17 protein-coding genes are annotated in these 22,524 nt (G+C 36.3%); 11 read left to right on the forward strand and 6 right to left on the reverse strand.

Features of this window, described 5'->3' with window-relative positions; translation table 11 throughout:
- Positions 1 to 110 precede the first annotated feature (110 nt).
- The 4 genes from EKM03_RS10150 to EKM03_RS10165 all read right to left on the reverse strand — a co-directional run bounded on the left by EKM03_RS10150 (position 111) and on the right by EKM03_RS10165 (position 8,740).
- Positions 111 to 2,972, reverse strand: coding sequence for an alpha-amylase family glycosyl hydrolase (locus tag EKM03_RS10150; RefSeq protein ID WP_126740335.1), 2,862 nt, complete (start codon positions 2,970 to 2,972; stop codon positions 111 to 113).
- A 75-nt stretch (positions 2,973 to 3,047) separates the two neighbouring features.
- Entirely contained in the window at positions 3,048 to 4,160 is a 1,113-nt protein-coding gene (locus tag EKM03_RS10155) for a SusE domain-containing protein (protein WP_126458358.1), read from the reverse strand.
- Positions 4,161 to 4,184: 24 nt separating this feature from the next.
- Entirely contained in the window at positions 4,185 to 5,783 is a 1,599-nt protein-coding gene (locus EKM03_RS10160) for a RagB/SusD family nutrient uptake outer membrane protein (RefSeq protein WP_126458356.1), read from the reverse strand.
- A gap of 17 nt (positions 5,784 to 5,800) precedes the next feature.
- Positions 5,801 to 8,740: a TonB-dependent receptor gene (locus tag EKM03_RS10165; RefSeq protein ID WP_126576932.1), complete on the reverse strand. Its 2,940-nt coding sequence runs from the start codon at positions 8,738 to 8,740 to the stop codon at positions 5,801 to 5,803.
- Positions 8,741 to 8,973: 233 nt separating this feature from the next.
- Between EKM03_RS10165 and EKM03_RS10170 the strand changes: the two genes are divergently transcribed.
- The 7 genes from EKM03_RS10170 (at position 8,974) to EKM03_RS10200 (ending at position 18,832) form a co-directional block, all read left to right on the forward strand.
- A complete protein-coding gene (locus EKM03_RS10170) occupies positions 8,974 to 9,996 on the forward strand; it encodes a LacI family DNA-binding transcriptional regulator (RefSeq protein ID WP_126515124.1) in 1,023 nt (340 codons plus the stop codon).
- 246 nt (positions 9,997 to 10,242) lie between these two features.
- On the forward strand, positions 10,243 to 11,604 hold the full coding sequence (locus EKM03_RS10175; RefSeq protein WP_126458348.1) for an MFS transporter: 1,362 nt from the start codon (positions 10,243 to 10,245) through the stop codon (positions 11,602 to 11,604).
- Positions 11,605 to 11,607: 3 nt separating this feature from the next.
- Positions 11,608 to 12,264, forward strand: a complete 657-nt coding sequence (gene pgmB, locus EKM03_RS10180) for a beta-phosphoglucomutase (RefSeq protein WP_126740337.1) — start codon at positions 11,608 to 11,610, stop codon at positions 12,262 to 12,264.
- 93 nt (positions 12,265 to 12,357) lie between these two features.
- Positions 12,358 to 14,664, forward strand: a complete 2,307-nt coding sequence (locus tag EKM03_RS10185) for a glycoside hydrolase family 65 protein (protein WP_126740339.1) — start codon at positions 12,358 to 12,360, stop codon at positions 14,662 to 14,664.
- Positions 14,665 to 14,877: 213 nt separating this feature from the next.
- A complete protein-coding gene (locus EKM03_RS10190) occupies positions 14,878 to 16,755 on the forward strand; it encodes a glycoside hydrolase family 13 protein (protein WP_126740340.1) in 1,878 nt (625 codons plus the stop codon).
- Positions 16,756 to 16,870: 115 nt separating this feature from the next.
- Complete coding sequence (locus tag EKM03_RS10195; RefSeq protein ID WP_126740341.1) at positions 16,871 to 18,556, forward strand: alpha-amylase family glycosyl hydrolase; 1,686 nt, start codon at positions 16,871 to 16,873, stop codon at positions 18,554 to 18,556.
- A gap of 81 nt (positions 18,557 to 18,637) precedes the next feature.
- The gene (locus EKM03_RS10200; RefSeq protein ID WP_126553117.1) at positions 18,638 to 18,832 is read left to right on the forward strand and encodes a transposase; all 195 of its coding nucleotides are present in this window, start codon (positions 18,638 to 18,640) and stop codon (positions 18,830 to 18,832) included.
- A gap of 65 nt (positions 18,833 to 18,897) precedes the next feature.
- Here EKM03_RS10200 and EKM03_RS10205 read toward each other — a convergent pair whose 3' ends face one another.
- Positions 18,898 to 19,311, reverse strand: a complete 414-nt coding sequence (locus EKM03_RS10205; RefSeq protein WP_126458331.1) for a hypothetical protein — start codon at positions 19,309 to 19,311, stop codon at positions 18,898 to 18,900.
- Between the two features lie 162 nt (positions 19,312 to 19,473).
- Here EKM03_RS10205 and greA point away from each other — a divergent pair, with 162 nt between their 5' ends.
- From greA to EKM03_RS10225, 4 genes are all read left to right on the forward strand, one after another.
- Entirely contained in the window at positions 19,474 to 19,950 is a 477-nt protein-coding gene (gene greA / locus EKM03_RS10210; protein WP_126458328.1) for a transcription elongation factor GreA, read from the forward strand.
- Between the two features lie 55 nt (positions 19,951 to 20,005).
- Positions 20,006 to 20,395 (forward strand): HIT family protein, encoded by a 390-nt coding sequence (locus EKM03_RS10215; RefSeq protein WP_126553115.1) that lies wholly within the window; start codon positions 20,006 to 20,008, stop codon positions 20,393 to 20,395.
- Between the two features lie 225 nt (positions 20,396 to 20,620).
- On the forward strand, positions 20,621 to 21,079 hold the full coding sequence (locus tag EKM03_RS10220) for a transglutaminase-like domain-containing protein (RefSeq protein WP_126563431.1): 459 nt from the start codon (positions 20,621 to 20,623) through the stop codon (positions 21,077 to 21,079).
- Between the two features lie 65 nt (positions 21,080 to 21,144).
- A complete protein-coding gene (locus EKM03_RS10225; RefSeq protein WP_126458319.1) occupies positions 21,145 to 21,357 on the forward strand; it encodes a hypothetical protein in 213 nt (70 codons plus the stop codon).
- 12 nt (positions 21,358 to 21,369) lie between these two features.
- Here the strand turns inward: EKM03_RS10225 and EKM03_RS10230 are convergent, their stop codons facing one another.
- On the reverse strand, positions 21,370 to 22,524 hold the full coding sequence (locus tag EKM03_RS10230; RefSeq protein WP_126740343.1) for a PAS domain-containing sensor histidine kinase: 1,155 nt from the start codon (positions 22,522 to 22,524) through the stop codon (positions 21,370 to 21,372).

Below are 22,524 nucleotides of genomic sequence, written 5' to 3' on the forward strand. Positions count from 1 at the left end.
TAAATTCATAATTGTAACTGACTTTTCTTTCCATAAAAATACCCCCAGATAATGTCTAATTATTTGGGGGCAGTTCATTATGGACAGCCTTTTCAATCTTCAAGGTATTCTTAATTTTTCAACAGTTTCAATACTTTCATTTCATTATTTTCATCAAATGTTTTTACGATGTAAAGTCCTTGATTCAAATCACTAACCGAAAATTGAGATCCTGCCGTTTTATTGGTATCAAAACTTTTTAGCAATTGTCCCGTGATAGAAAACACCTGCACCTTAGCCGTTGTTTCATTCAATGTAAAATAATCAGATGCCGGATTTGGATACAACACAATCGTTGGTGATTTTTCGTAATCCGCTATTGCCAATGATGCTGTTTTATTCCCATAGATTTTAAATTCTCCCGGTTTCAAAGTAATTGCAACTGAGGTACTGATTACATTAATAGATGTATTGTCCATCAAATTGTACCATGTTCCGGTGTATGGAAACCCGGAAGGAGCATTTTTTGGCGTCACATCAAAATTAGCTACAATCAATACATCTTTCAGTTGTGTTGATGCTAGTGCACTGTTGGTAATTTTGATATTCGGTAATAACGAACTGCTATTATTGATTGTTACAGTTCCTAAAAACACAGGTTCTTCGGTCTTCATCGTAATCATTTTTGCCCAGTCGTCGTAAATTATGCTTCTGTTGGTATCTCCAAGCCAACTACCCGTCCATTGTGGCTGTGGCTTAGTGTCTAATTTACAATCCCCGGATGTACCATCAGAAGGAGAGTTCACAGTTCCATTATTGCAGGTAAAAATAGAAGAATTCCATCCTAATTCTCCAAATTGCCAAATCATTTTTGGCCCTGGAACCAATAAAGAAACAGCTCCTAATGCAGACATTCTGGATAAAGCTACAGTAAGGGTTCGTACATTATGGTCCGCAGTAGTATTGTTTCCTGCTTGCACATTATTGTACATTAAGCGCTCCTCATCATGACTCTCTGCATAGCCCATCAATCGGTGTGCAGTAAATCCTCGGCTTGATGAACTCATTCTTGAAATATTACCTGCATACCCTTTTGTAAGATTGTTATAGTCAAAAGTCATGATTCCCCACATCATCACGCCTTTACTTAGCGTTTCATTCAACCTGTAATTAGCCCATTGTTGTTCTTCCTCATTACCACCCAAATGTTCGAAAATAACGTAGTGATTTGGATCTAAATTCCAAGAATAATCGGCATATTTTTTCAATACATCTATTCTATCTTGTTGTAAACTGCCGGTACAATTTTCTTGCCCGCCAGCTACGTTCGCTGGACAATTTTGTGTAAAACCTTTGGTTAAATCCCAACGGAAACCGTCAATTTTATATTCTTCAACCCATTGTTTAATGACCCGTTGTACATAATTTTGTGTTCTGGGCTGTTGATGATTAAAATCTTCCCCCACACTATAACTGTGCATCGCTGTTGTATTAAAATAAGGATTTTCAGTGGAAGGCGAGCCCCAACCATTGCCGTCAGGATCATTCATCCACATGCGAAGCATTGGGTTTCTACCAAAAGCGTGATTTAGCGCCACATCAAGAATAACAGCAATTCCGTTTTGATGGCATAAATCAATAAACTCTTTCAATTTATCCGAAGTGCCATAGAATTTATCCAAAGCCATGTGAAAAGAGGTATTGTAACCCCAACTTTCATTACCTTCAAACTCCATTACTGGCATTAATTCAATCGCATTTATCTTCAAATTTTTGAAATAATCGATTTTATTAATCAAGTCCTGATAGCTTTTATTGGCATCAAAATCACGCACTAACAATTCATAAACTACTAATTTTTCTTTAGCTGGTTTAACAAAGTTTGTAGTGGCGCTACTCCAAGCGTAAGCAGCTTTCCCGGTTTGCAAAACGGTTACTTCACGTTCCTGACCAACGGGATATACCGGAAGATTTGGATAATTTACAGATGAAATCCCTGGATCATCAAAAGGAGATAAAACCAAAGTGGAATAAGGATCCGCAGTTTTTACTAAACCAGGCGAACCGGCCAAGGGAGTTGCGTCCCCCACCCAATATTGATACATGTAATTTGTCCCCGAGACCAATCCGGTTAATTCTAACCAAAATTTACCGCTGGTTGGGTCTTTTTTCATAGAGTGCGCTGATGTTGGCTGCCAGTTATTAAAACTCCCTGCTACATAAATAAAATCTTTTAAAGGTGCATCCAACACTAAAGTTGCTTTTGTCGCATCACCAGTATTGTAATTAATTCCGTCTAACAAACCATTAGCCATCGCGGCACTTATCGTTCCCGTATTTACAATCACACTGAATTTTTTAGTAATAACAGTAGTTCCTTGAGTAACTTCCAACTCATAGATTTGATTTCCGGTGATATTTGTGTGATTAAAAGTATAACTGGAAGCAGCTGTATTTATGTTTAAAGTTGTTCCGTTTGCCTTCAAAACATAACTGGCATTTCCGCCTGTATTAGAAGCTGAAATATTCAAACTGCCACCAGATGCAATAATTGTCGAGCTGTTTTCTGCTGGAGAAGTTAAAGTTGCCTGAAAAGCTCCAACATTAAAAAAAGTATCAGCAGTCTGCATATTTCCGGCATCATTTCTTAAGACTACACAAATTTCTGTAATAGAGCTCGTATTTGGAATCCCAAAATAAGCATACAAATCCGGAGTAAGATCCAATTTATAAGTAGTTCCTGAAACCAATGTTAATGCGGGTTGTGTGGAATTATTACCCCAACTCCCTTTCACGTTTTGCCATCTTGTGCCATTAACAGTTAAACCAATATGCGCATATATTGTACCTGTATAACTGGCGAGTGGCGTTCCTGTTTTGTTAAAATTAAGAGTAACTGCACTACTTGCAATTGCAGGTGATGGCGTAGTTGTAAATTGGGAATAACTTATAGAGGTTATAAGTAAAATTAATAAAAGTAGATTTTTTTTCATGGCTAAGTATTAATTAAATTAAAAACTAAAAAAAAGGGCTACCCATAGATAGCCCTTAAAAATTTTTGAAATAAATTATCCTTGATTAGGAATCATTAAATAACTACCATCTAAATCATTAAAATAGATTTTGTATTTAGATTTTGCAACCGGTAGGTCACCTCCACTTGTTCCGTTATTTGGGAATCCTGAAAAAGCAGTGTTTCCACCCCAACTTACGTCCCATGCATTATTTGCTCTAAATTTAGCTTTACCATCATTTAATGGCAACAAATTTAATGACCAAACATGAGAATTGAACGTAGATTGGGTTAATGCTGTTGAAGCATCCCATTTTAATGGTGTGCTATCTCCAATGATACCTACGGTAGTGAAAGTTTTAGCAGCAGCTGCATTATACGTCACTAAAGTGTATTTTAATGTTTCAGTATTCATTGTAAAAGTATAATAGCCTTCCGTTGCAATAGTAAAAGATGCTGGATCTGGATCAGCTTCTGTAGGTCTAGCCACAATAGCACCATTATCTCCTTTACCATACATTGGAGCCCATTGTCCAAGTGTAGAAATTAATTTGAATGCACCCGCTTTGAAAAATCCAGTAAATTGATACAAACTTGGGTTTGTTCCGCTTCTGAATAAAGGTTGGTTTTTATTATTATTGTTCCATCCTGAAGCAGTTGCGTCGCCTACAAAATACCAGTCTTTAAATGCGTAAGGAATTAATCCAGTGTACGCATTAACTAAAATAGTCAGTGGAGTTTTAGACATCATTTTTTCAATTCCTGCTAAACTAGAAACTACTTTGACATCATAAGAACCCAGTTGATCAGGTGTTCCTCCCAATTGAATTACTGCTTGATTCAATGTTTTTACAGTTACTTCAATTTGAGTTGCTCCAGAAGTTCCTCCTAATTCAATTGCTTTTGTAAAATTTCCTCCTTTAACATCCATCAAAAGTTTGTACCCAATCTCTACATTACCAGCATAAGTTGCTTTGGTCCACACAAAACGTTCTATAACATCTTCCGCATTTTCTTCTAGTAAAACGTATGATTTATCATTTTCAGGCGCCACTAATTCAGGAGTATCCACTCCTTGAATTACTGGTCTGTCTTCTACATCCTCTACGCTACAAGACAAGGTAAGAACTGCGAATAAGGCAATTACTGATTTAGTTATATTTTTCATTTTTTATTTATTATTTAAATTTTATTAATACCCAGGGTTTTGTTTCAATTTATTGTTTGATGCTAATGCTGTAGCAGGAATAGGAAATAAATTTTTAAATGCTTGCGTTGGCGCACCACCCGCTACATTTCCTTTCCAAGGCCACACATAACTACCGCCTGTAAATTTACCAAAACGAATTAAATCCGTTCTTCGGTGTCCTTCCCAGTGCAGTTCTTTTGCTCGCTCGTCTAGAATCAGGTTAGCACCTGCAGCATCCGCAGTAAGAGCGCTTATCGTTGAAGCATTCGCTCTGGTTCTTAAAGCATTTACATATCCTCTGGCAGTTCCTAGATCTCCTACTTTACCAACTACCGCACATTCAGCATACATTAAATACGCATCGGCTAAACGGAACATTGGAAAATCAGAGTCAGAAAAGTCTCCTGATTTATCTGAGCCCTGAACTCCGTTTACGGTCACATTTCTAAATTTCTGAATTGCGTATCCATCAGTAAATGTACCAATATCAGCAATTTCTTTAGTTTGTCCATCGGTATAAAATTGACCTCTTGCGTCTGTAGTATTTTCACTAAACTTATTTACAAATGCTGATGTTGTTCTGATACCAGCCCAACCACCATTGATTCCAAATTCAGAAGCCTTCATAGTACCACCAACTGGTGCATGCGTCAAGAAAGTAGTCCCACCATACGTTTGCGTTCTTAGTCCATCAAAAGCAATTGCAAAAATGAATTCGTTTTGAGCTCCGTTTCTATCATTATCCGCAAAAAACAATTGGTTATAATTGTTGTGTAAAGTATACCCTGATCCTATTACTTTAGTAATCAAAGGCAATGCTCCTGCATAATTATCAGTACCAATATATACTTTAGCATTCATGTATAACTTAGCTTGTAACATCCAGGCAGCAGCTTGATCCACACGATACGCCTCATTTGATTTTGGCGCTTTCAATTCTGGAATAATTGCTGTTAATTCGGCATCCACAAATTTGTATAATTCTGCTCTTGACGCATATTCCGGGTAGTAAAAACTCGTTGGGGAATCTTCAGTAACCAAAGAACCTCCGCCAAACATATCAATCAAGTGCCAATAGGTGAATGCTCTAATAAAACGCGCTTCTGCTCTGTAGGTTTTAATCTTTGCTATCAAAGCGGCATCAAGACCTCTGGAGGCTAATTTAGCATCCGTAGTTTGTCTTAAAAACTCATTACAGTTTACAATTTGAAAAGAAAATCGAGCAAATGTAGCCGTGATAAAACGGTCTAAAGAAGTCCATGTTTGTGAATGAAGGTCTTTTATTGTTCCGTCATTCCAGGCAATAACAGCTTCATCTGTTGTTAATTCCTGCATCAACCAGATCCCTCTGATGTATTGACTTTCCCCTTCATCAATTCCGGAGATATCTGGAGAACCAGCTGCAGTTTGCCCTGAAGTAGCAAATCCTGCGTATAACTTGGCCAGATTTTGTTTGTACGATTCCGGGGTGCTAAAAAACTGTTCTCCCGGAACTGCAACACTACTTGCCGGGGCTTGGCTCAAATCATCTGTACACGATGAGAATACCATCACGCACAGTAACAAAGAAATACCCAATAATTTTATTTGTATCTTTTTCATTTTTCTTACTATTTGTATTAAAAATTAACGTTTAAACCTAACGTGAAAGTAATTGGTCGTGGGTATAAATTTCCATCTATACCTCCAGAAATTTCTGGATCTAATCCTTCATAATTAGTAATGATCAAAACATTTTGTGCTGATAATGTCAATTTAACTAATGAAGACGTATTCTCTTTTTGATTGAAAGTATAGCCAACACTTACGTTGTCTAATCTTACAAAAGAGGCATCTTGAATGTAATAATCGGATTCGAAACGTTTGGTGTCATTAGATCTGAAACCTGTTTCCAAAACATTTTCAACTCCGTTTGACAAATCTGTGTTTCTGATCAAAATATTATTGAAAGATCCTTTACTGGAATCCACATTGTTGTAATTGTAATTACCCCATGATCCTCTCCAGTTCATTCCCATGTCAAAATTTTTGTAGGTCACACTAGTGTTAAACCCGTAAAAAACATCTGCTGCCGGTTTATGAAAACGGTATTTATCCAACTCTGATATTATTCCATCTTGATTTCTGTCAACATACACCCCATCTAAAGGTTTTCCGTTTACACCATACGCTTGCTCATACACGTAAAAAGAACTTGGTGCATAACCCACTTGGTGATTTTGAATAAAATTTCCGGTAGCACCTTCATAGCCTCCAACATTAATTCCTGGCGTATTAGGAAGTGTAGTAGTCAGCTTAGTGATTTTAGACTCTTGAAAGGTTACGTTTCCGCCAATTCTCCATTCAAAATCATCAGAACGAAATGGGATTACTTCTGCAGCAATCTCAATCCCCCTATTTTCAATTGTTCCTACGTTATAATTGTCAAAATTTGAAAACCCGAAGAAAGATGGATTTTGTGTGTACAATAATAAATCTTCTGTTGTTCTTTTGTACAAATCAACACTACCATTGATTCTATTGTTCAAAAATCCAAAATCCAACCCTGCATTCACAGTGGTGGTTTGTTCCCATTTCAAATTACTGTTGTACGGCTGTGGTCTGTAAGTGGTGTAAAACTGACTTCCAAACGGGTATTGAGCAGCAGTATTAGAGGCTAAATACAACGGAATAGAAGGATAACTTATTCCAATATCCTGTTGTCCGGTAATACCCCAACCCCCACGGATTTTTAAGGTAGAAATACTACTTACGTCTTTCAAAAAGTTTTCTTCGTTCAGTTTCCAAGCCAAAGCAACGGCAGGGAAATTAGCCCAACGATTTGATTCTGTAAATCTTGAAGTACCATCACGTCTATAGGACAAAGTCACTAAATACTTATCGGCGATATTAATATTTGTTCTTGCAAAGAAAGACTGCAAGTTGATACGGGACGGGAAATTAGGATCTACCGTAGTGTTATTACTCTGAAAATTAAAATTGGAAGAGTAAAAAGTCTCTCTGAAATCTTGGTAGGAATACCCTCCAGTAACATCAAAAACGGTATTGATCGATTCTACTTTTTTGTTGTAATTCAAGTACAAATCCATCAATTTATTGAAACGTGATTGGGTTTTTTCATACGTATTCTTGAAACCGGAACCGGAAAGTCCATTCAAAAAATTAGCTTCTGTATTACCAAATGAACGTCCTGTTAATTGATCGTATCCAAAATTAGCTACTGCTTTTAATTCTGGTAAAAAATGCATTTTATATTCGGTTTGAATATTTCCAATGCTTCTGTACGCTGTTCCAAAACTGTTTTGTTGTTCGATTTGAGACAATGGGTTTCTGCCTGCCAATTGGTTGATTTCAGTTGGAGACGTATACCATTGAAAAAAGGTTCCGTCAGGATTTCTTACCGCTTGTGTTGGATCAAAACGAATGGCTGAACCAATAGCACCACGATTACTATAATTACTATTAATCAGAGACGTATTATTATTCAATTCTATCTTTAAATGATCGTCAAAGAAGTTTCCGGTTATACCAGCAGACATTGTAGTACGCTCCATGTTATCTCTTTTTAAGATACCATTCAAATTAGCATATCCCACAGAGGCTCTGTACACTATATTATCAGAACCACCGCTTAGGGCAATATTATGATCTGTACCAATAGCTGTTCTGAATATTTCATCCTGCCAATCTGTATCAGCAGCACCCATCAACGCGATTTGAGCAGCATTTCCGTTAGCCGTTACAAAATCTCTGAATTGTGTACTTGATAAAGCATCTACTTTATTCGTGATTTCAGAAACCTGGAAGTTTGCATTATAATTAATTTGCATTTCCCCTGCTTTACCTTTTTTGGTAGTAATTATAATTACCCCATTCGAAGCACGAGATCCGTAGATAGCAGTTGCCGAAGCATCTTTCAAAACCGTAATCGATTCAATATTATTTTGATTAATAGTACTCAAAGGATTTCTACTTCCTTCTACGCCACCAGCAGCAACCGGTACACCATCAATAACATACAACGGATCGTTATTAGCAGATAGTGAAGAGCCACTTCTAATTCTGATAGTTGCACCTTCACCTGGAGAACCTCCTCCATTAATAACCTGCAAACCAGCTACTTTCCCTGTTATCATTTGATCTGCAGAAGTAACAGGTCCTTTATTAAAATCTTTGGAAGTCAGCACGGTTACCGCTCCTGTAGCATCTTTTTTCTTAACAGTCCCGTAACCCACTTGGATCACCACTTCTTTTAATTGATTGGCATCTTCTTCTAAAGACACGTTTAATGAATTTTGAGCAACATAAGTCACGACCGTATTGGTGTAACCAATATAAGAGAACACAATTTTATCCCCTCTTTTTACATTAGACAACTGATATTTACCATCAAAATCAGTAGAAACACCATTATTTGTACCCTGTACATTTATGTTTACTCCCGGAATTGGCTCTCCTGACACTTTATCAAGAACGGTTCCGCCAACAATATTCTGAGCCAGAACACTAAAAGGGAGCAGCAGTACTAAAATCAACAACTTTTTATAAATTGTTTTCATACATTTTCTTTAATTTAATTGAATTTTCCTTGAATTTTTAAGCGTAACTATTACTTCGAATGTTAAATTTATGTAAATTTTTGCACGCCCGACAAGAGCCCTTTTTAATTGGGTTACGAAAACGTAATAGTGTTGAAAACTTTTTGTTTTATTTAAATTTTAACCCGTTTAATTACCATTTGTAAAATTAAATTTTATCTTTATTACGAAATAAAATTTTACTCCCTCTCCACATGAAAAGGAAAATAACGCTTAAACAAATTGCCAAAGAATTAGACGTTTCTATTTCTACCGTTTCTAAGTCATTACGGAACAGTCCAGAAATAGGCGAGGAAACCAGACTTAAAGTACAAGCTTTCGCCAAATTTTACAATTACAAACCCAATAACATTGCGCTGAGCCTAAAAAACAGAAAAACAAAAACCATTGGAATTATCATCCCGGAAATTGTGCATCATTTCTTCTCCACTGTCATCAATGGAATTGAACAAGTGGCCAATGAAAACGGGTATAGCGTACTCATTTGCCTCTCAGACGATTCCTTTGATAAAGAAGTCCTGAATATGGAAATGCTCGCTAACGGCAGTATTGACGGATTCATTATGTCACTGTCTAAAGAAACCCAATTCAAAGGCGATTTTCACCACATTACAGAAGTCATCAATCAGGGAATGCCTGTAGTCATGTTTGACAGAGTTACGAACGATATCCTTTGCGACAAAGTCATTATAGACGATCAATCTGCAGCCTATGAAGCCGTTCAGAGCTTGATTGATAAAGGACGGAAAAAAATCGCCTTAGTTACCACTGTTGATTATGTGAGTGTGGGTAAACTTCGCACAGATGGTTATATCAAAGCATTACTGGACAATGACATCCCCTTCAATGAAAATCTTATTATCAAAATTGAAGATGTTGATACCTGCGAAATCACCATTGGAAAACTATTAGAAGACAAAGCCATTGATGCCGTCTTTGCAGTAAACGAACTTTTTGCAGTAACGATAATTAAAACTGCCAATAAAATAGGATTAAATGTTCCTAAAGACTTAGCCGTTATTGCCTTTACTGATGGTATCATTTCTAAATATTCTACACCTACTATTACTACTGTAAGTCAGAATGGTATCAAAATGGGAAATAAAGCGGCAAAAATGCTGATTGAAAGACTTGAATCTGAGGAAGATGAAGAAGATGAAAATTACAAAACTGAAGTAATTGAAACGCATCTGATAGAAAGAGAATCTACACATTAGATATTATACGTTTTCAGTTGCCTTCATAAAACTGCGACTGAAAACTGTGACTAATTTTTAAAACAGCTGTATTATATTCAGTACTACAACCTTGTAGTGAAAAATGTTCCTTTTTATTTGTATCTGAAAAACAAAAGTTTAAAATATATTTTTATATTTACCCCATCAAAGCCTCACTTTTACTTCGAAAATAAGACAAGTTTTGATAAGCATATCGCTTATCGTATTAATTTATAAATTACGATAATGGAAAAGCGTAGATTAAGTTTCTGGCAAATTTGGAACATGAGTTTCGGATTTCTGGGAATACAGATGGGTTTTGCACTGCAAAATGCTAATGCCAGCAGAATTCTTCAGATTTTTGGTGCTGATGTGCACGAACTATCCTGGTTTTGGATCATTGCCCCGTTGATGGGACTTATTGTACAGCCCATCATAGGCCATTACAGTGATAAAACGTGGGGGAAATTTGGAAGACGAAAACCCTTCTTTTTAGTGGGTGCTTTGTTGGCCTCCATTGGCTTAATATTAATGCCGCAAGCCGAAATTTTCATTGCTCTTTTGCCTGCCTTATGGGTAGGTGCCGGAATGTTGATGATTATGGATGCCTCTTTCAATATTGCTATGGAACCTTTCAGGGCTTTAGTAGGCGACAATTTAAGAACGGATCAAAGAACACTTGGATTTAGCGTACAAACCGCCTTAATTGGTTTCGGTGCCGTGATTGGTTCTTGGCTGCCTTATGTTTTGACGAATTGGTTTGGCGTTTCCAATAGAGATGAAGATGGCGGTGTTCCCATGCATTTGATTTTATCTTTTGTAATAGGAGCTGTTATACTTATAGGTTCTATCCTGGTTTCCATTTTTTCTACCAAAGAATATTCTCCGGAAGAGCTAGCCCAATTTGAAGACGAAATGGCGCATCAGAAAACCAAAGTGGCTGATGCCAATGCTAAAGAATCCAGCGTACTGGACATTTTTGATGATTTCAGAAAAATGCCTACCACGATGCGGCAATTGAGCTGGGTACAATTTTTCTCTTGGTTTGGTTTGTTTGGAATGTGGGTTTTTACCACTCCGGCCATAGCCCATCATATTTATGGTTTACCTATTTCGGACAGCAAAAGTGAGGCGTATCAAAATGCAGGAGACTGGGTTGGCGTGTTGTTTGGTATTTACAATTTGGTTTCTGCTTTCTATGCTTTTGCGTTGCCTTATATCGCAAAAAAAATCGGAAGAAAATTAACCCATTCCCTATCCCTTATTATTGGTGGCCTTGGATTAATTTCGATCTATTTTGTCCCTAACGAAAACTGGCTTATTCTTTCTATGGTTGCAGTGGGTATTGCTTGGGCTAGTATTCTATCTATGCCGTATGCCATATTAGCCGGATCAATCTCCCCAATGAAAATGGGAGTTTACATGGGTATTTTCAACTTCTTTGTCGTTATTCCCCAAATTATTAATGCCTTAATTGGCGGACCATTAGTTAAATATGTATACCATGACAATGCCATATTTGCATTAGTCACTAGTGGTGTCAGCTTTTTGATTGCTGCTATTTTAGTAGTTAAAGTACAAGATGTTGATGACCTAATAAAACAATAATCAATGAATACAAAAGCATTTATATTCGACCTAGACGGAGTGATTGTAGACACGGCTAAATACCATTATTTAGCGTGGCAAAAAATTGCAAATGAATTAAATATCGAATTTACACTGGAACACAACGAATTACTAAAAGGAGTCAGCCGGGTGCGCTCTTTGGATATTATATTAGAACTAGGAAAAGTAACCGCCTCACAAGAAGACAAAGACCAATGGTTAGTCCAAAAAAACGAGGAATACTTATCTTATTTAGTGGATATGAATGAAAGTGAGATTCTTCCGGGAGTTTTTGAAATTTTAAAATTTTTAAAACAAAACAACCAACCCATCGCATTGGGTTCAGCCAGTAAAAACGCCAGACCAATTCTGGAGAAAACAGGACTACTCTCTTATTTTGACGCTGTTGTAGACGGAAATGATGTGACCAATGCGAAACCCGATCCGGAAGTATTCTTAATGGCCGCTAAATTATTAAAAATAAAACCAGAAGATTCAATTGTTTTTGAAGATTCAGTCGCAGGAGTTCAAGCGGCGAATATTGGTAATATGACCAGCATAGGAATTGGGGAAGCAACTACTTTGCACGAAGCAAAATATATCTTCAACGATTTTATAGCTATCGATACCCAATTCATAGAAGAATTAATTAACAAATAACGAAACAAATTCAAAAAAGTAAAAAGGATAATGTTATTTGTGTATCACAATAATTTTTGAATTTTTAATCTTTGAATTTTTAAATTATAAAAAATGAATCAAGATTATATAAAACCAGACAATTGGTCTATCATAGAAGAAGGATTTGATGCCGAGTGTGTAAAATCATCTGAAAGTCTGTTCAGCATTGGCAACGGTGCTATGGGACAACGGGCTAATTTTGAAGAAAATTATACTGGTGAAACATTTCAGGGAAGTTATATTGCGGGAATTTATTATCCGGATAAAACCAAAGTGGGCTGGTGGAAAAACGGGTATCCAGAATACTTTGCTAAAGTTTTGAATGCACCAAACTGGATTGGAATTGATATTGAAATCAATGGAGAAAAATTAGATTTGAATACCTGTGCTGAAGTCAAAAACTTTCGTCGGGAGCTGAACATGAAAGAAGGTTGGTACCACCGCTCTTTTGAAGCCACTTTAAAAAACGGAACCGAAATCGCAGTTAGTATTCGTCGTTTTCTTTCAATCGTGTTGGATGAAGTTGGGGTTATCAATTATGAAATTACCCCTTTGAACAAAGATTCAAAAATCGTTTACAAACCTTACATTGATGCTGGTGTAACCAATGAAGATGCGAACTGGGAAGAAAAATTCTGGGAACCGCTTGATGTAAAAAAATCAGGAAATGAAGCTTTTGTAACGGCACAAACCTTCAAAACACATTTCAAAGTAACCACTTTCATGCAAAATAGCATTTTTACTAGTGGTGAAAAAACGGGAATTTCTCCTTCTAATATTGATGCAACTGCTGATAAAATTCAGTTTAGTTATGATGTAATTGTGGGACAGGGTCAAAAATCATCGATCCAAAAAATTGGCGGATATACGGTTTCTTTAAACCATGAAAATACCATTACTGCTGCCGAAAAAGTGATTCAATCCGCTTTAGCAGTAGGCTATGACCAAATGTTGCAGGACCAGATTGATGCTTGGGCAAAAATTTGGGAAATGTCAGACATTACAATTGATGGCGATGTTAAGGCACAACAAGGAATTCGTTTCAATATTTTCCAATTAAACCAAACCTATTTAGGCAAAGATTCCCGATTGAATATTGGTCCAAAAGGTTTCACCGGAGAGAAATACGGAGGTTCTACCTATTGGGATACGGAAGCGTACTGCATTCCGTTTTACATGGCGACCAAAGATCAGGAAGTGGCTCGGAATTTATTGACGTACCGTTACAATCAATTGGATAAAGCCATTGAAAACGCTACTAAATTAGGATTTACTAACGGAGCAGCTTTGTATCCAATGGTGACGATGAACGGCGAGGAATGTCATAACGAATGGGAAATTACTTTTGAAGAAATTCATAGAAACGGAGCTATCGCTTTTGCCATTTATAACTTTTACAGATACACTGGCGATTACAGTTATATTCCTGAAAAAGGACTGGAAGTATTAATAGGAATTGCTCGTTTCTGGCATCAAAGAGCGAATTTTTCGACTAATTTAAACCAATATGTAATTCTTGGCGTTACGGGTCCAAACGAATATGAGAACAACGTAAACAATAATTTTTACACCAATTATATTGCAAAATGGTGTCTGGAATATACCTACGAACAAATTCAGAAAGTATCGCTGGAATATCCTTCGGATCACAAAAGAATTACCGAAAAGGTAAAAATCTCCGATTCCGAATTACAGTCTTGGAAAAAAATTTCGGACAATATGTACTTCCCTTTTTCGGAAGAACATAATGTGTACTTGCAACAAGACGGTTTCTTGGACAAAGAATTGGTTCGTGTAGTTGATTTGGATAAAAGCCAAAGACCCATCAATCAGAAATGGTCTTGGGATAGAATTTTGCGTTCGCCATACATCAAACAAGCCGATGTTTTACAGTGTTTTTATTTCTTTGAAGATCATTTTTCGAAAGAAGAACTGAAAAACAATTTTGAATTTTATGAATCCTTTACGGTTCATGAGAGCTCCCTTTCGCCCTGCGTACACTCGATTCAAGCCGCTTTATTAGACAAAATGGACATGGCGTACTCGTTCTATTTGAGAACGTCACGTCTGGATCTTGATGATTACAATAAAGAGGTCGAAGAAGGGTGTCATATAACATCAATGGCCGGAACCTGGATGAGTATCGTAGAAGGTTTTGGCGGAATGAGAGTTAAAGATGATACGCTTCATTTTTCTCCAAAAATCCCAAAACAATGGAAAGGCTATTCGTTTAAAATCAACTTTAGAAATCAAATTCTGAAAGTAGCGATCAATCATAAAGAGACTTCATTTACAATTCTTGGAGATAAAGAATTGGAAATTGTGGTAAATGGCAAGACTCTTGTGGTCACTACTGAAAATTTAGTCTCCGTAAACTAACATTTGCTAGAACTTGTAGTTAATTCTATCATTTGAACCCAAGCCTTGCTAGGCTTACTGACAATCCCAATATCTATTGGGATTGTTCGATTGAAAACTACTCTTAAATAAAAAAAGAATGGCCTCTAAAATGCTGAAAATAGTTCTTTTCAAACATGAATCCGTTTTATTTGAAGCCAACACAACATTAAATAGCACTAAAAAATACATACAATGAAGAAAACAGATCAATTTCCGTTCTTAAACAGAAGCTTTCTAAAAAAAATAACTTTATTCCTTTTTTTTATGTCAATAACTGTACATGCGCAAATCGACAAAGTGGAACCGCCTTTTTGGTATGCAGGAATGCAGAATCCAGAGCTGCAAATTCTTTTTTATGGCAAAGGCATTGCTCAAAACCAAGTAACGGTTTCTAATGGCATAAAAATAACCGACGTAAAAAGAACGGAAAATCCCAACTACCTATTTGTTACCATTGACACTAAAAAAGTGGTGGCATCAGATCTGATTTTTACCTTTAAAAACAAAAGTAAAGAAACCTTTACACAAAAATACAGCCTTAAGAAAAGAAGAGAAAACTCAGCACAACGCAAAAGCTTTGACGCTTCGGATATGATGTATTTGTTGATGCCAGATCGCTTTGCCAACGGAAACAGAAACAACGATAGTGAAAATTCAACCCAAGAAAAATACAATAGAGAATTACCCGGAGGAAGACACGGTGGCGATATTGAAGGGATTATAAAAAATCTGGATTACATAGCAGAACTAGGTGCAACAACAATTTGGAGTACACCACTGTGCGAGGATAATGACGCTGCTTTTTCGTATCACACCTACGGACAATCTGATGTGTATAAAATAGATCCCCGTTACGGAACCAATGAAGATTATGTTCGATTGGCTGCTGAAATGCACAAAAAAGACCTGAAACTGGTGATGGATTACGTGACGAATCACTGGGGAATTGAACATTGGATGATCAAGGATTTGCCCACAAAAGAATGGATCAATCAATTTGACACCTACACCCAAACCAATCATAAAAGAACAGTTATTCACGACACCAATGCCTCTGAAATTGATAAAAAAATCACGCTGGACGGTTGGTTTGTCCCATCGATGCCCGATTTAAATTTGAAGAATCCGTTGACTTTAAAATACTTGATTCAAAATGCCATTTGGTGGATAGAATATGCTGATTTAGATGGCTTCAGAGTCGACACCTACAATTATTCTGATCCAAAAGGAATTGCAAAATGGACCAAATCCATAACCGATGAATACCCCAATTTTAATATTGTAGGCGAAGTCTGGATGCAAAGTCAAGCGCAAATGGCGTATTGGCAAAAAGACAGTAAAATTGCAGCAATACAAAATTACAATTCATATCTGCCAAGTGTAATGGATTTTACATTATATGAAGCAGTCACTAAAGTTTTCAATGAAGATGACGGCTCTTGGGACAAAGGAATGGTAAAACTCTATGACAATTTCACCAATGATTTTCTGTATCCTAATGTCAATAATATGTTACTATTTGCAGAAAATCATGATACCAATCGCATCAATCAAACCTACGGGAACGATATCAGAAAATACAAAATGGCAATGACTTTGATGGCTACCGTTCGCGGGATTCCACAATTGTATTACGGAAGCGAAATAGGCATGGCCGGTGATAAAAACAAAGGTGATGCAGCTATTCGTCTTGATTTTCCAGGCGGTTGGGAAGGCGATAAAAACAATGCTTTTACGAAGGAAGGACGAACTCCGGAGCAAAACCACTATTTTGATTTTACCGCCAAATTGTTCCAATGGAGAAAAACAAAAGCAGTGGTTCATTTTGGAAAAACAACCCATTATATTCCGGAAAATAATATCTACGCTTATTTTAGATACAATGCAAATGAAACGGTAATGGTTTTAATGAACAACAGCAACGAAACCAAGACGGTAAACACACATCGTTTCAAAGAAAATATCAAAGACTTTAAAACTGGAAAAGATGTCATTTCTGAACTCACCTTTGAGGTGACGAACGAAATTATAATCGAACCTAAATCTGTTTTGATTTTAGAACTGAAGTAATTCACACTCTAAAATACAAGAATCCGGAGAACTACTGAAAAAAATACCAGATACTGACTGCTGCTCCTTGAAAAAGAAGCTCCAGCAAAAAAATAATTATTCAATTTAAAAAAAAATGAAAAAAAAATCTTTACTATTAATTCTATCCGTGCTCGCTTTTTGCGTGAGTTGTTCCGGTACCAAACCTGTTACGGAAAACAACACTCCAATAAAAAAAACAAAAAAAACCCCTTTTGTCTGGGAAGGTGCTAATGTCTATTTCCTTATGACAGATCGCTTTAATAATGGTGATCGTTCCAATGACATTACTTTAAACAGAACTAAAACTACAGGAAAACTTCGTGGTTTTGAAGGAGGAGATATCAAAGGAATTACTAAAAAAATTGAAGAAGGTTATTTTGACAAACTAGGGATAAATGCCATTTGGTTTACTCCTGTAGTGGAACAAATTCATGACGCTGTAGATGAGGGCACTGGATTGAGTTATGGCTATCATGGCTATTGGGCCAAAGATTGGACGGCATTAGATCCCAATTTTGGAACTAAAAAAGAGTTAGCTGAATTAGTAAAAAAAGCGCATGCACGAGGAATCAGAATCATTCTTGACGGCGTCATTAATCACACCGGTCCTGTGACTGAAATAGATACTGTTTGGCCAAATTACTGGGTTCGTACCAATCCGGTTTGTGATTATAAAAATTATCAAAATACAACAACCTGCACTTTGGTGGCCAATCTTCCAGACATCAGAACTGAAAGCACCCAGAATGTAGACTTACCTCCTTTTCTTGTCGAAAAATGGAAAAAAGAAGGTCGATACGAACAGGAAATGAATGAGTTAGACGCTTTTTTTTCTCGGACAGGCTATCCTAAAACTCCAAAATATTACATCATAAAATGGCTGACAGACTACGTTGCTGATTATGGGATAGACGGCTACAGAGGAGATACCGTAAAACATACAGACGAAACCGTCTGGGCAGATTTCAAAACACAATGTGACTATTCATTTGAGACTTGGAAGAAAAAAAACCCTACAAAAGTACTGGATAACAACTCCTTTTACACCATTGCCGAAGTCTATAATTATGGTATCAGCGGCGGACAATATTTTGATTTTGGAGACAAAAAAATAAACTATTTTAAAAATGGTTTCAACAACATGATTAATTTTGAGTTCAAATGGGACGCCCAAAAAGACTATGAATTCATATTCTCAAAATACTCTGACAGGCTCAACAACGACCTAAAAGGATACAGTGTATTGAACTATTTATCCTCACATGATGACGGCGCTCCTTTTGATGCAAAACGCACCAAAAGCATCGAAGCCGGTACAAAATTATTGTTGAGTCCAGGACTTTCTCAAGTATATTATGGTGATGAGAGTGCACGTCCCTTAGTAATCAAAGGCACAAACGGCGATGCTACCTTGCGTTCCTTTATGAACTGGGAAGACATAAAATCCAATCCTGAAACTAAAAAAATACTGACACACTGGAGAAAATTAGGAAAGTTCAGAAAGAACCATCCTGCTGTGGGAGCTGGAATTCACACCATGATTTCGGACACGCCCTACACATTTTCAAGAACATACACTAAAGGAACTTTCACAGACAAAGTAGTGGTTGGTCTGGATCTCTCTACTGGCAAAAAAGAAATTATTGTAGCCCCTATTTTTGAAGATGGATCTAGAGTAAGAGATGCCTATTCCGGAAAAGAAGCCAAAGTTTCAAAAGGAAAAGTGACTATTCGAACCGACTTTGATATTGTTTTATTAGAAATGCGAATCAAGGGTTAAGAAGATAGATGTTCTTTTGGAGATAAAATTTATCAAAACAAAGAATTTTTATCTGATTTTGAAAAAGAAAAAAACGCTGTAATGTTCACACCCGTTAAAGCAGTAAAAGGAGAATCTCAAGAAATTAGAAATAGAGATAAAGTTTCAAACGACTTGTATTCAAAAGCAGTATCAAGAATTAGACAACCTATTGAATCCCTTTTTAATTGGTTGATTGAAAAAACCAATATTCAAAGAGCATGCAAAGTTAGATCCACAAAAAGATTATTAGAGTAGCTGTTTGGCAAGATAGCAGCTGCCTTTATAAACTTAATATTTTAACCCTTGATTCGCATTTGTAATTAATTATAAACCCGAAGCACATTTCCATTGACTTGAACGCGATACTGCTTCATAGGATATTGTAAAGTTCCTTGTCCGGTAAATAAACTGTATTCTTTACCGTCGCATCCGCAAACGGCATTTATCCCATTTATGGTCATGGTAGAACAAGAACTCATCGCTTGATTGGGACAAGCGGCATCAAAAGCATTGTAACCACTGCCTGTATTGAAAACAATAACACCTCGAGCGCCTATTCCGGATACATAAACCGCATTACTAACGAATTTAAGATTAGAGTATTCCGGCAAATTCAGGTTCAGGTCTACGGCGAAAGTATAATTAGGCACAAATGGATTGGTGTTGTCAAAACCAGAATCACTACACGAAAAAAATAAAGGAATAACAACGAAGAGCAGCAGAATTTTTTTCATTTTAAAATAGTGTCGAAGTATTAGTGAAACAAATTTAATTTATTTAACTTTGAATTATATATGATTAACATATATTTATCGACGAAAAAAAAATAATAATATCTTTGTGGAAAGAAATCCCGTCCTGATGGGATTTTTTCTATTTATATAAATGAAGAATTTATGAGTACAGTATCGTATTACACAGCAGAAGGCTTAAAAAAATTAAGAGAAGAATTAGATTATTTAAAAAGCGTAATGCGCCCAAAAGCATCGGCTGATATAGCTGAAGCACGAGATAAAGGTGATCTTTCTGAGAATGCAGAATACGATGCCGCAAAAGAAGCACAAGGGATGCTGGAAATGCGTATTGCCAAAATGGAAGAAATACATTCTAACGCCAGATTGATTGATGAAACCCATCTGGATGTTTCTAAAGTATTGGTATTATCCAATGTAAAAATCAAAAACCAAACGAACGGAATGGAAATGACTTATACATTAGTTGCCGAAAGTGAAGCCGATTTAAAAACAGGTAAAATCTCGGTAACCTCACCTATTGGAAAAGGTTTGTTAGGAAAATCAGTTGGAGAATTTGCTGAGATCACGGTTCCAAACGGTGTGTTGAAATTCGAAATTTTAGAAATATCTCGCGACTAATTAAAGGTTTATTCGGTTAACCGATTAATCGATTCAACAATTAACCAATTTCACAATGTCAAGTATATTTACCAAAATTATAAACGGAGAAATTCCGTGCTACAAGATTGCTGAAGATGTAAATTTCTTGGCTTTTTTGGATGTAAATCCAAATGCAAAAGGACACACACTTTGTATTCCGAAACAAGAAATTGATAAGATTTTTGAGATGGAAGATGATTTATATATTGGACTGATGCAGTTTTCTAAAAAAATCGCAGTTGCGCTTGAAAAAACGGTTCCGTGTAAACGAATCGGAATGGCAGTTGTAGGACTTGAAGTTCCTCATGCGCACGTTCACTTGATTCCATTGAATGAAATGGATGAAATGCGTTTTCAAAATAAAGTATCGCTGTCCAAAAATGAATTTGAAGCGTTGGCAGAAAGTATTAAAACCAATTTGTAAATTTGCACAAATAAAACAAATTGGTATGATTTTAGTTTAAAAGGGAATAGGTGAAAACCGATTCCCTTTTCTATTTTAGAGAACTTAAGTAAGTCGAAAGTTTAAAAGTCGTAAAGTCAAAAGAATTAACTTTAAGTAAAATAGCTTTAAATCAGATTGTTAAATAATTTTATCCTGATTTTAAAATACGACATTATACCATGGTTATTACTTACATTCGAGGCTATGAAAAATATATTTTTGTTGCTTACCTTCTTTTTCTCCTTTATGAGTGTTGGACAGGTCAATCCCGGATATCTATTGGTTGATGCTAAAACGGCAGCTATTCCAGCTAATTCAACTACATCTACTGAAGCTATTGCCAATTATATCAATGCTAATTTTAAAACAGAAACCGATAAAATAAGAGCTGATTTCTATTGGACCGCATCTAACATCAGCTATGATGTTGCGAATAGGTATGCCGTAAATTCCCATGAAACGGGAGCTGAGAAAATCACGAAGACATTAAAAACTAAAAAAGGGGTTTGCATTCATTATGCAACGGTTTTTAATGCGCTTGTGCAAAAGATAGGAATCCAATCCTATATCATTGAAGGATATACCAAACAAAACGGAAAAGTAAGTGACTTGGCTCATGCTTGGACAGCAGCTGAAATTGACAAAAAGCGGTTGTATTGTTGAATGATTTTATACACTATCGAAACAATAAGTTTAAGCCTTCTTTTTCAGATACTGAAATTAGCCGTATGATTGAAATTCCGAGAATGAAACTGGTAAAGTGTCAAAACGATATGTATATCGTGGGTTCCGTTGGTAATCAAAACGTTTCTAATGTCACATCGATTAAAAAATCAATTGGAGCCTCTTTGGCGCAAGCCGAAGAGCACGCATTGTTTGTTAAAAATTATTTGAGTAAGTCCAAAATAGTCAGAAAAACAATGTTTTCTAAAGTTACATAGTTTGGAGTTCCGTTACGCTAGGTTGTTTTTTTTAAAACTCACCTGCATAGTGGTTCCTTTTCCAATTTCGGAGTTCAGTACTTTGATGGTTCCTTTGTGGTATTCTTCCACGATTCTTTTGGTTAGTGAAAGTCCCAATCCCCATCCGCGTTTTTTAGTGGTAAATCCAGGTTCGAAAATGGTTTTAAATTGTTGTTTGTGAATTCCGCCGCCAGTATCAGAAACATTTATTTTTACATAATCCCCTTCTTGTTCAATTTCTAAAGCTAATTTTCCTTTTCCTTTCATTGCATCGATGGCGTTTTTTACTAAATTCTCGATGGCCCAACTGTGCAGCGTAGGATTAAGAGATACCATAATAGGAGTTTTTGGCGCTTGGAACGAAAACTCAATTTGTTTGGAGAATCGGGATTGCAAATAGTCGTAAGATTGTTGTGTTTCGGCTACAATATCTTTGTTTTCTAATTTGGGTTCCGATCCTATTTTCGAGAAACGATCGGTTATGGTTTGCAAACGCTCAATATCTTTTTCAATTTCGAAAGTAGTACTTTCATCCATGTTTTCAGATTTCAGGAGTTCAACCCAGCCTATCAGTGACGAGAGCGGCGTTCCTATCTGGTGAGCAGTTTCTTTAGCCATTCCTGCCCAAAGTTTGTTTTGTGTTGCCATTTTGGTGCTTCTATAAAAATTATAAACTAAACCGCCAAAAAGCACTATGATCAGCACTAAAGCAACGGGATAATATTTCAATTTATTCAGTAAAGCCGAGTTGCCGTAATATAATTTTTGAAATTTCCCAGGGACATACTCAATGACTATGGGTACGTTTTCGTTTTTTAGGTTATGCAAGAATGCGACTGCCTTTGAATTATTTTTTACAATAGCGTCGTCAATATTTACGGTATTTATGATGCTATCATTCTCTGTCAGTATAATAGGAATTGAAGTGTTGTCACTGAAAATTTGCAACGGAAGATCAACATCTGTATTTTCATTGGCATTAATGAGTGTTTTTTGGGCTTGTGCCCAAAGATTCATTTTTAATCGTTCTTCGTTTTTGAAGATTTGAAAAAAAGTGTATGTGTTCCAAAGAATCAGTGAAATGATTAAAAAAGAGGCAGAAATTATAATCCAACGGGTTGTATTTCTTCTTTCAGAAAACTGCAT

This window comes from Flavobacterium sp. GSP6 (genome assembly GCF_003984855.1).
Classification (GTDB): Bacteria; Bacteroidota; Bacteroidia; order Flavobacteriales; family Flavobacteriaceae; genus Flavobacterium.

Excerpts from the sequence above, each read along its gene's own strand:
- EKM03_RS10225 (WP_126458319.1), top strand. The coding sequence starts at position 21,145 with ATGATTGAAATTCCGAGAATGAAACTGGTAAAGTGTCAAAACGATATG.
- pgmB (WP_126740337.1), top strand. The coding sequence starts at position 11,608 with ATGAATACAAAAGCATTTATATTCGACCTAGACGGAGTGATTGTAGAC.
- EKM03_RS10195 (WP_126740341.1), top strand. The coding sequence starts at position 16,871 with ATGAAAAAAAAATCTTTACTATTAATTCTATCCGTGCTCGCTTTTTGC.
- EKM03_RS10165 (WP_126576932.1), bottom strand. The coding sequence starts at position 8,740 with ATGAAAACAATTTATAAAAAGTTGTTGATTTTAGTACTGCTGCTCCCT.
- EKM03_RS10170 (WP_126515124.1), top strand. The coding sequence starts at position 8,974 with ATGAAAAGGAAAATAACGCTTAAACAAATTGCCAAAGAATTAGACGTT.
- EKM03_RS10220 (WP_126563431.1), top strand. The coding sequence starts at position 20,621 with ATGAAAAATATATTTTTGTTGCTTACCTTCTTTTTCTCCTTTATGAGT.
- EKM03_RS10190 (WP_126740340.1), top strand. The coding sequence starts at position 14,878 with ATGAAGAAAACAGATCAATTTCCGTTCTTAAACAGAAGCTTTCTAAAA.
- EKM03_RS10175 (WP_126458348.1), top strand. The coding sequence starts at position 10,243 with ATGGAAAAGCGTAGATTAAGTTTCTGGCAAATTTGGAACATGAGTTTC.
- EKM03_RS10205 (WP_126458331.1), bottom strand. The coding sequence starts at position 19,311 with ATGAAAAAAATTCTGCTGCTCTTCGTTGTTATTCCTTTATTTTTTTCG.
- EKM03_RS10230 (WP_126740343.1), bottom strand. The coding sequence starts at position 22,524 with ATGCAGTTTTCTGAAAGAAGAAATACAACCCGTTGGATTATAATTTCT.
- EKM03_RS10215 (WP_126553115.1), top strand. The coding sequence starts at position 20,006 with ATGTCAAGTATATTTACCAAAATTATAAACGGAGAAATTCCGTGCTAC.
- EKM03_RS10155 (WP_126458358.1), bottom strand. The coding sequence starts at position 4,160 with ATGAAAAATATAACTAAATCAGTAATTGCCTTATTCGCAGTTCTTACC.
- EKM03_RS10200 (WP_126553117.1), top strand. The coding sequence starts at position 18,638 with ATGTTCACACCCGTTAAAGCAGTAAAAGGAGAATCTCAAGAAATTAGA.
- EKM03_RS10160 (WP_126458356.1), bottom strand. The coding sequence starts at position 5,783 with ATGAAAAAGATACAAATAAAATTATTGGGTATTTCTTTGTTACTGTGC.
- EKM03_RS10150 (WP_126740335.1), bottom strand. The coding sequence starts at position 2,972 with ATGAAAAAAAATCTACTTTTATTAATTTTACTTATAACCTCTATAAGT.
- EKM03_RS10185 (WP_126740339.1), top strand. The coding sequence starts at position 12,358 with ATGAATCAAGATTATATAAAACCAGACAATTGGTCTATCATAGAAGAA.
- greA (WP_126458328.1), top strand. The coding sequence starts at position 19,474 with ATGAGTACAGTATCGTATTACACAGCAGAAGGCTTAAAAAAATTAAGA.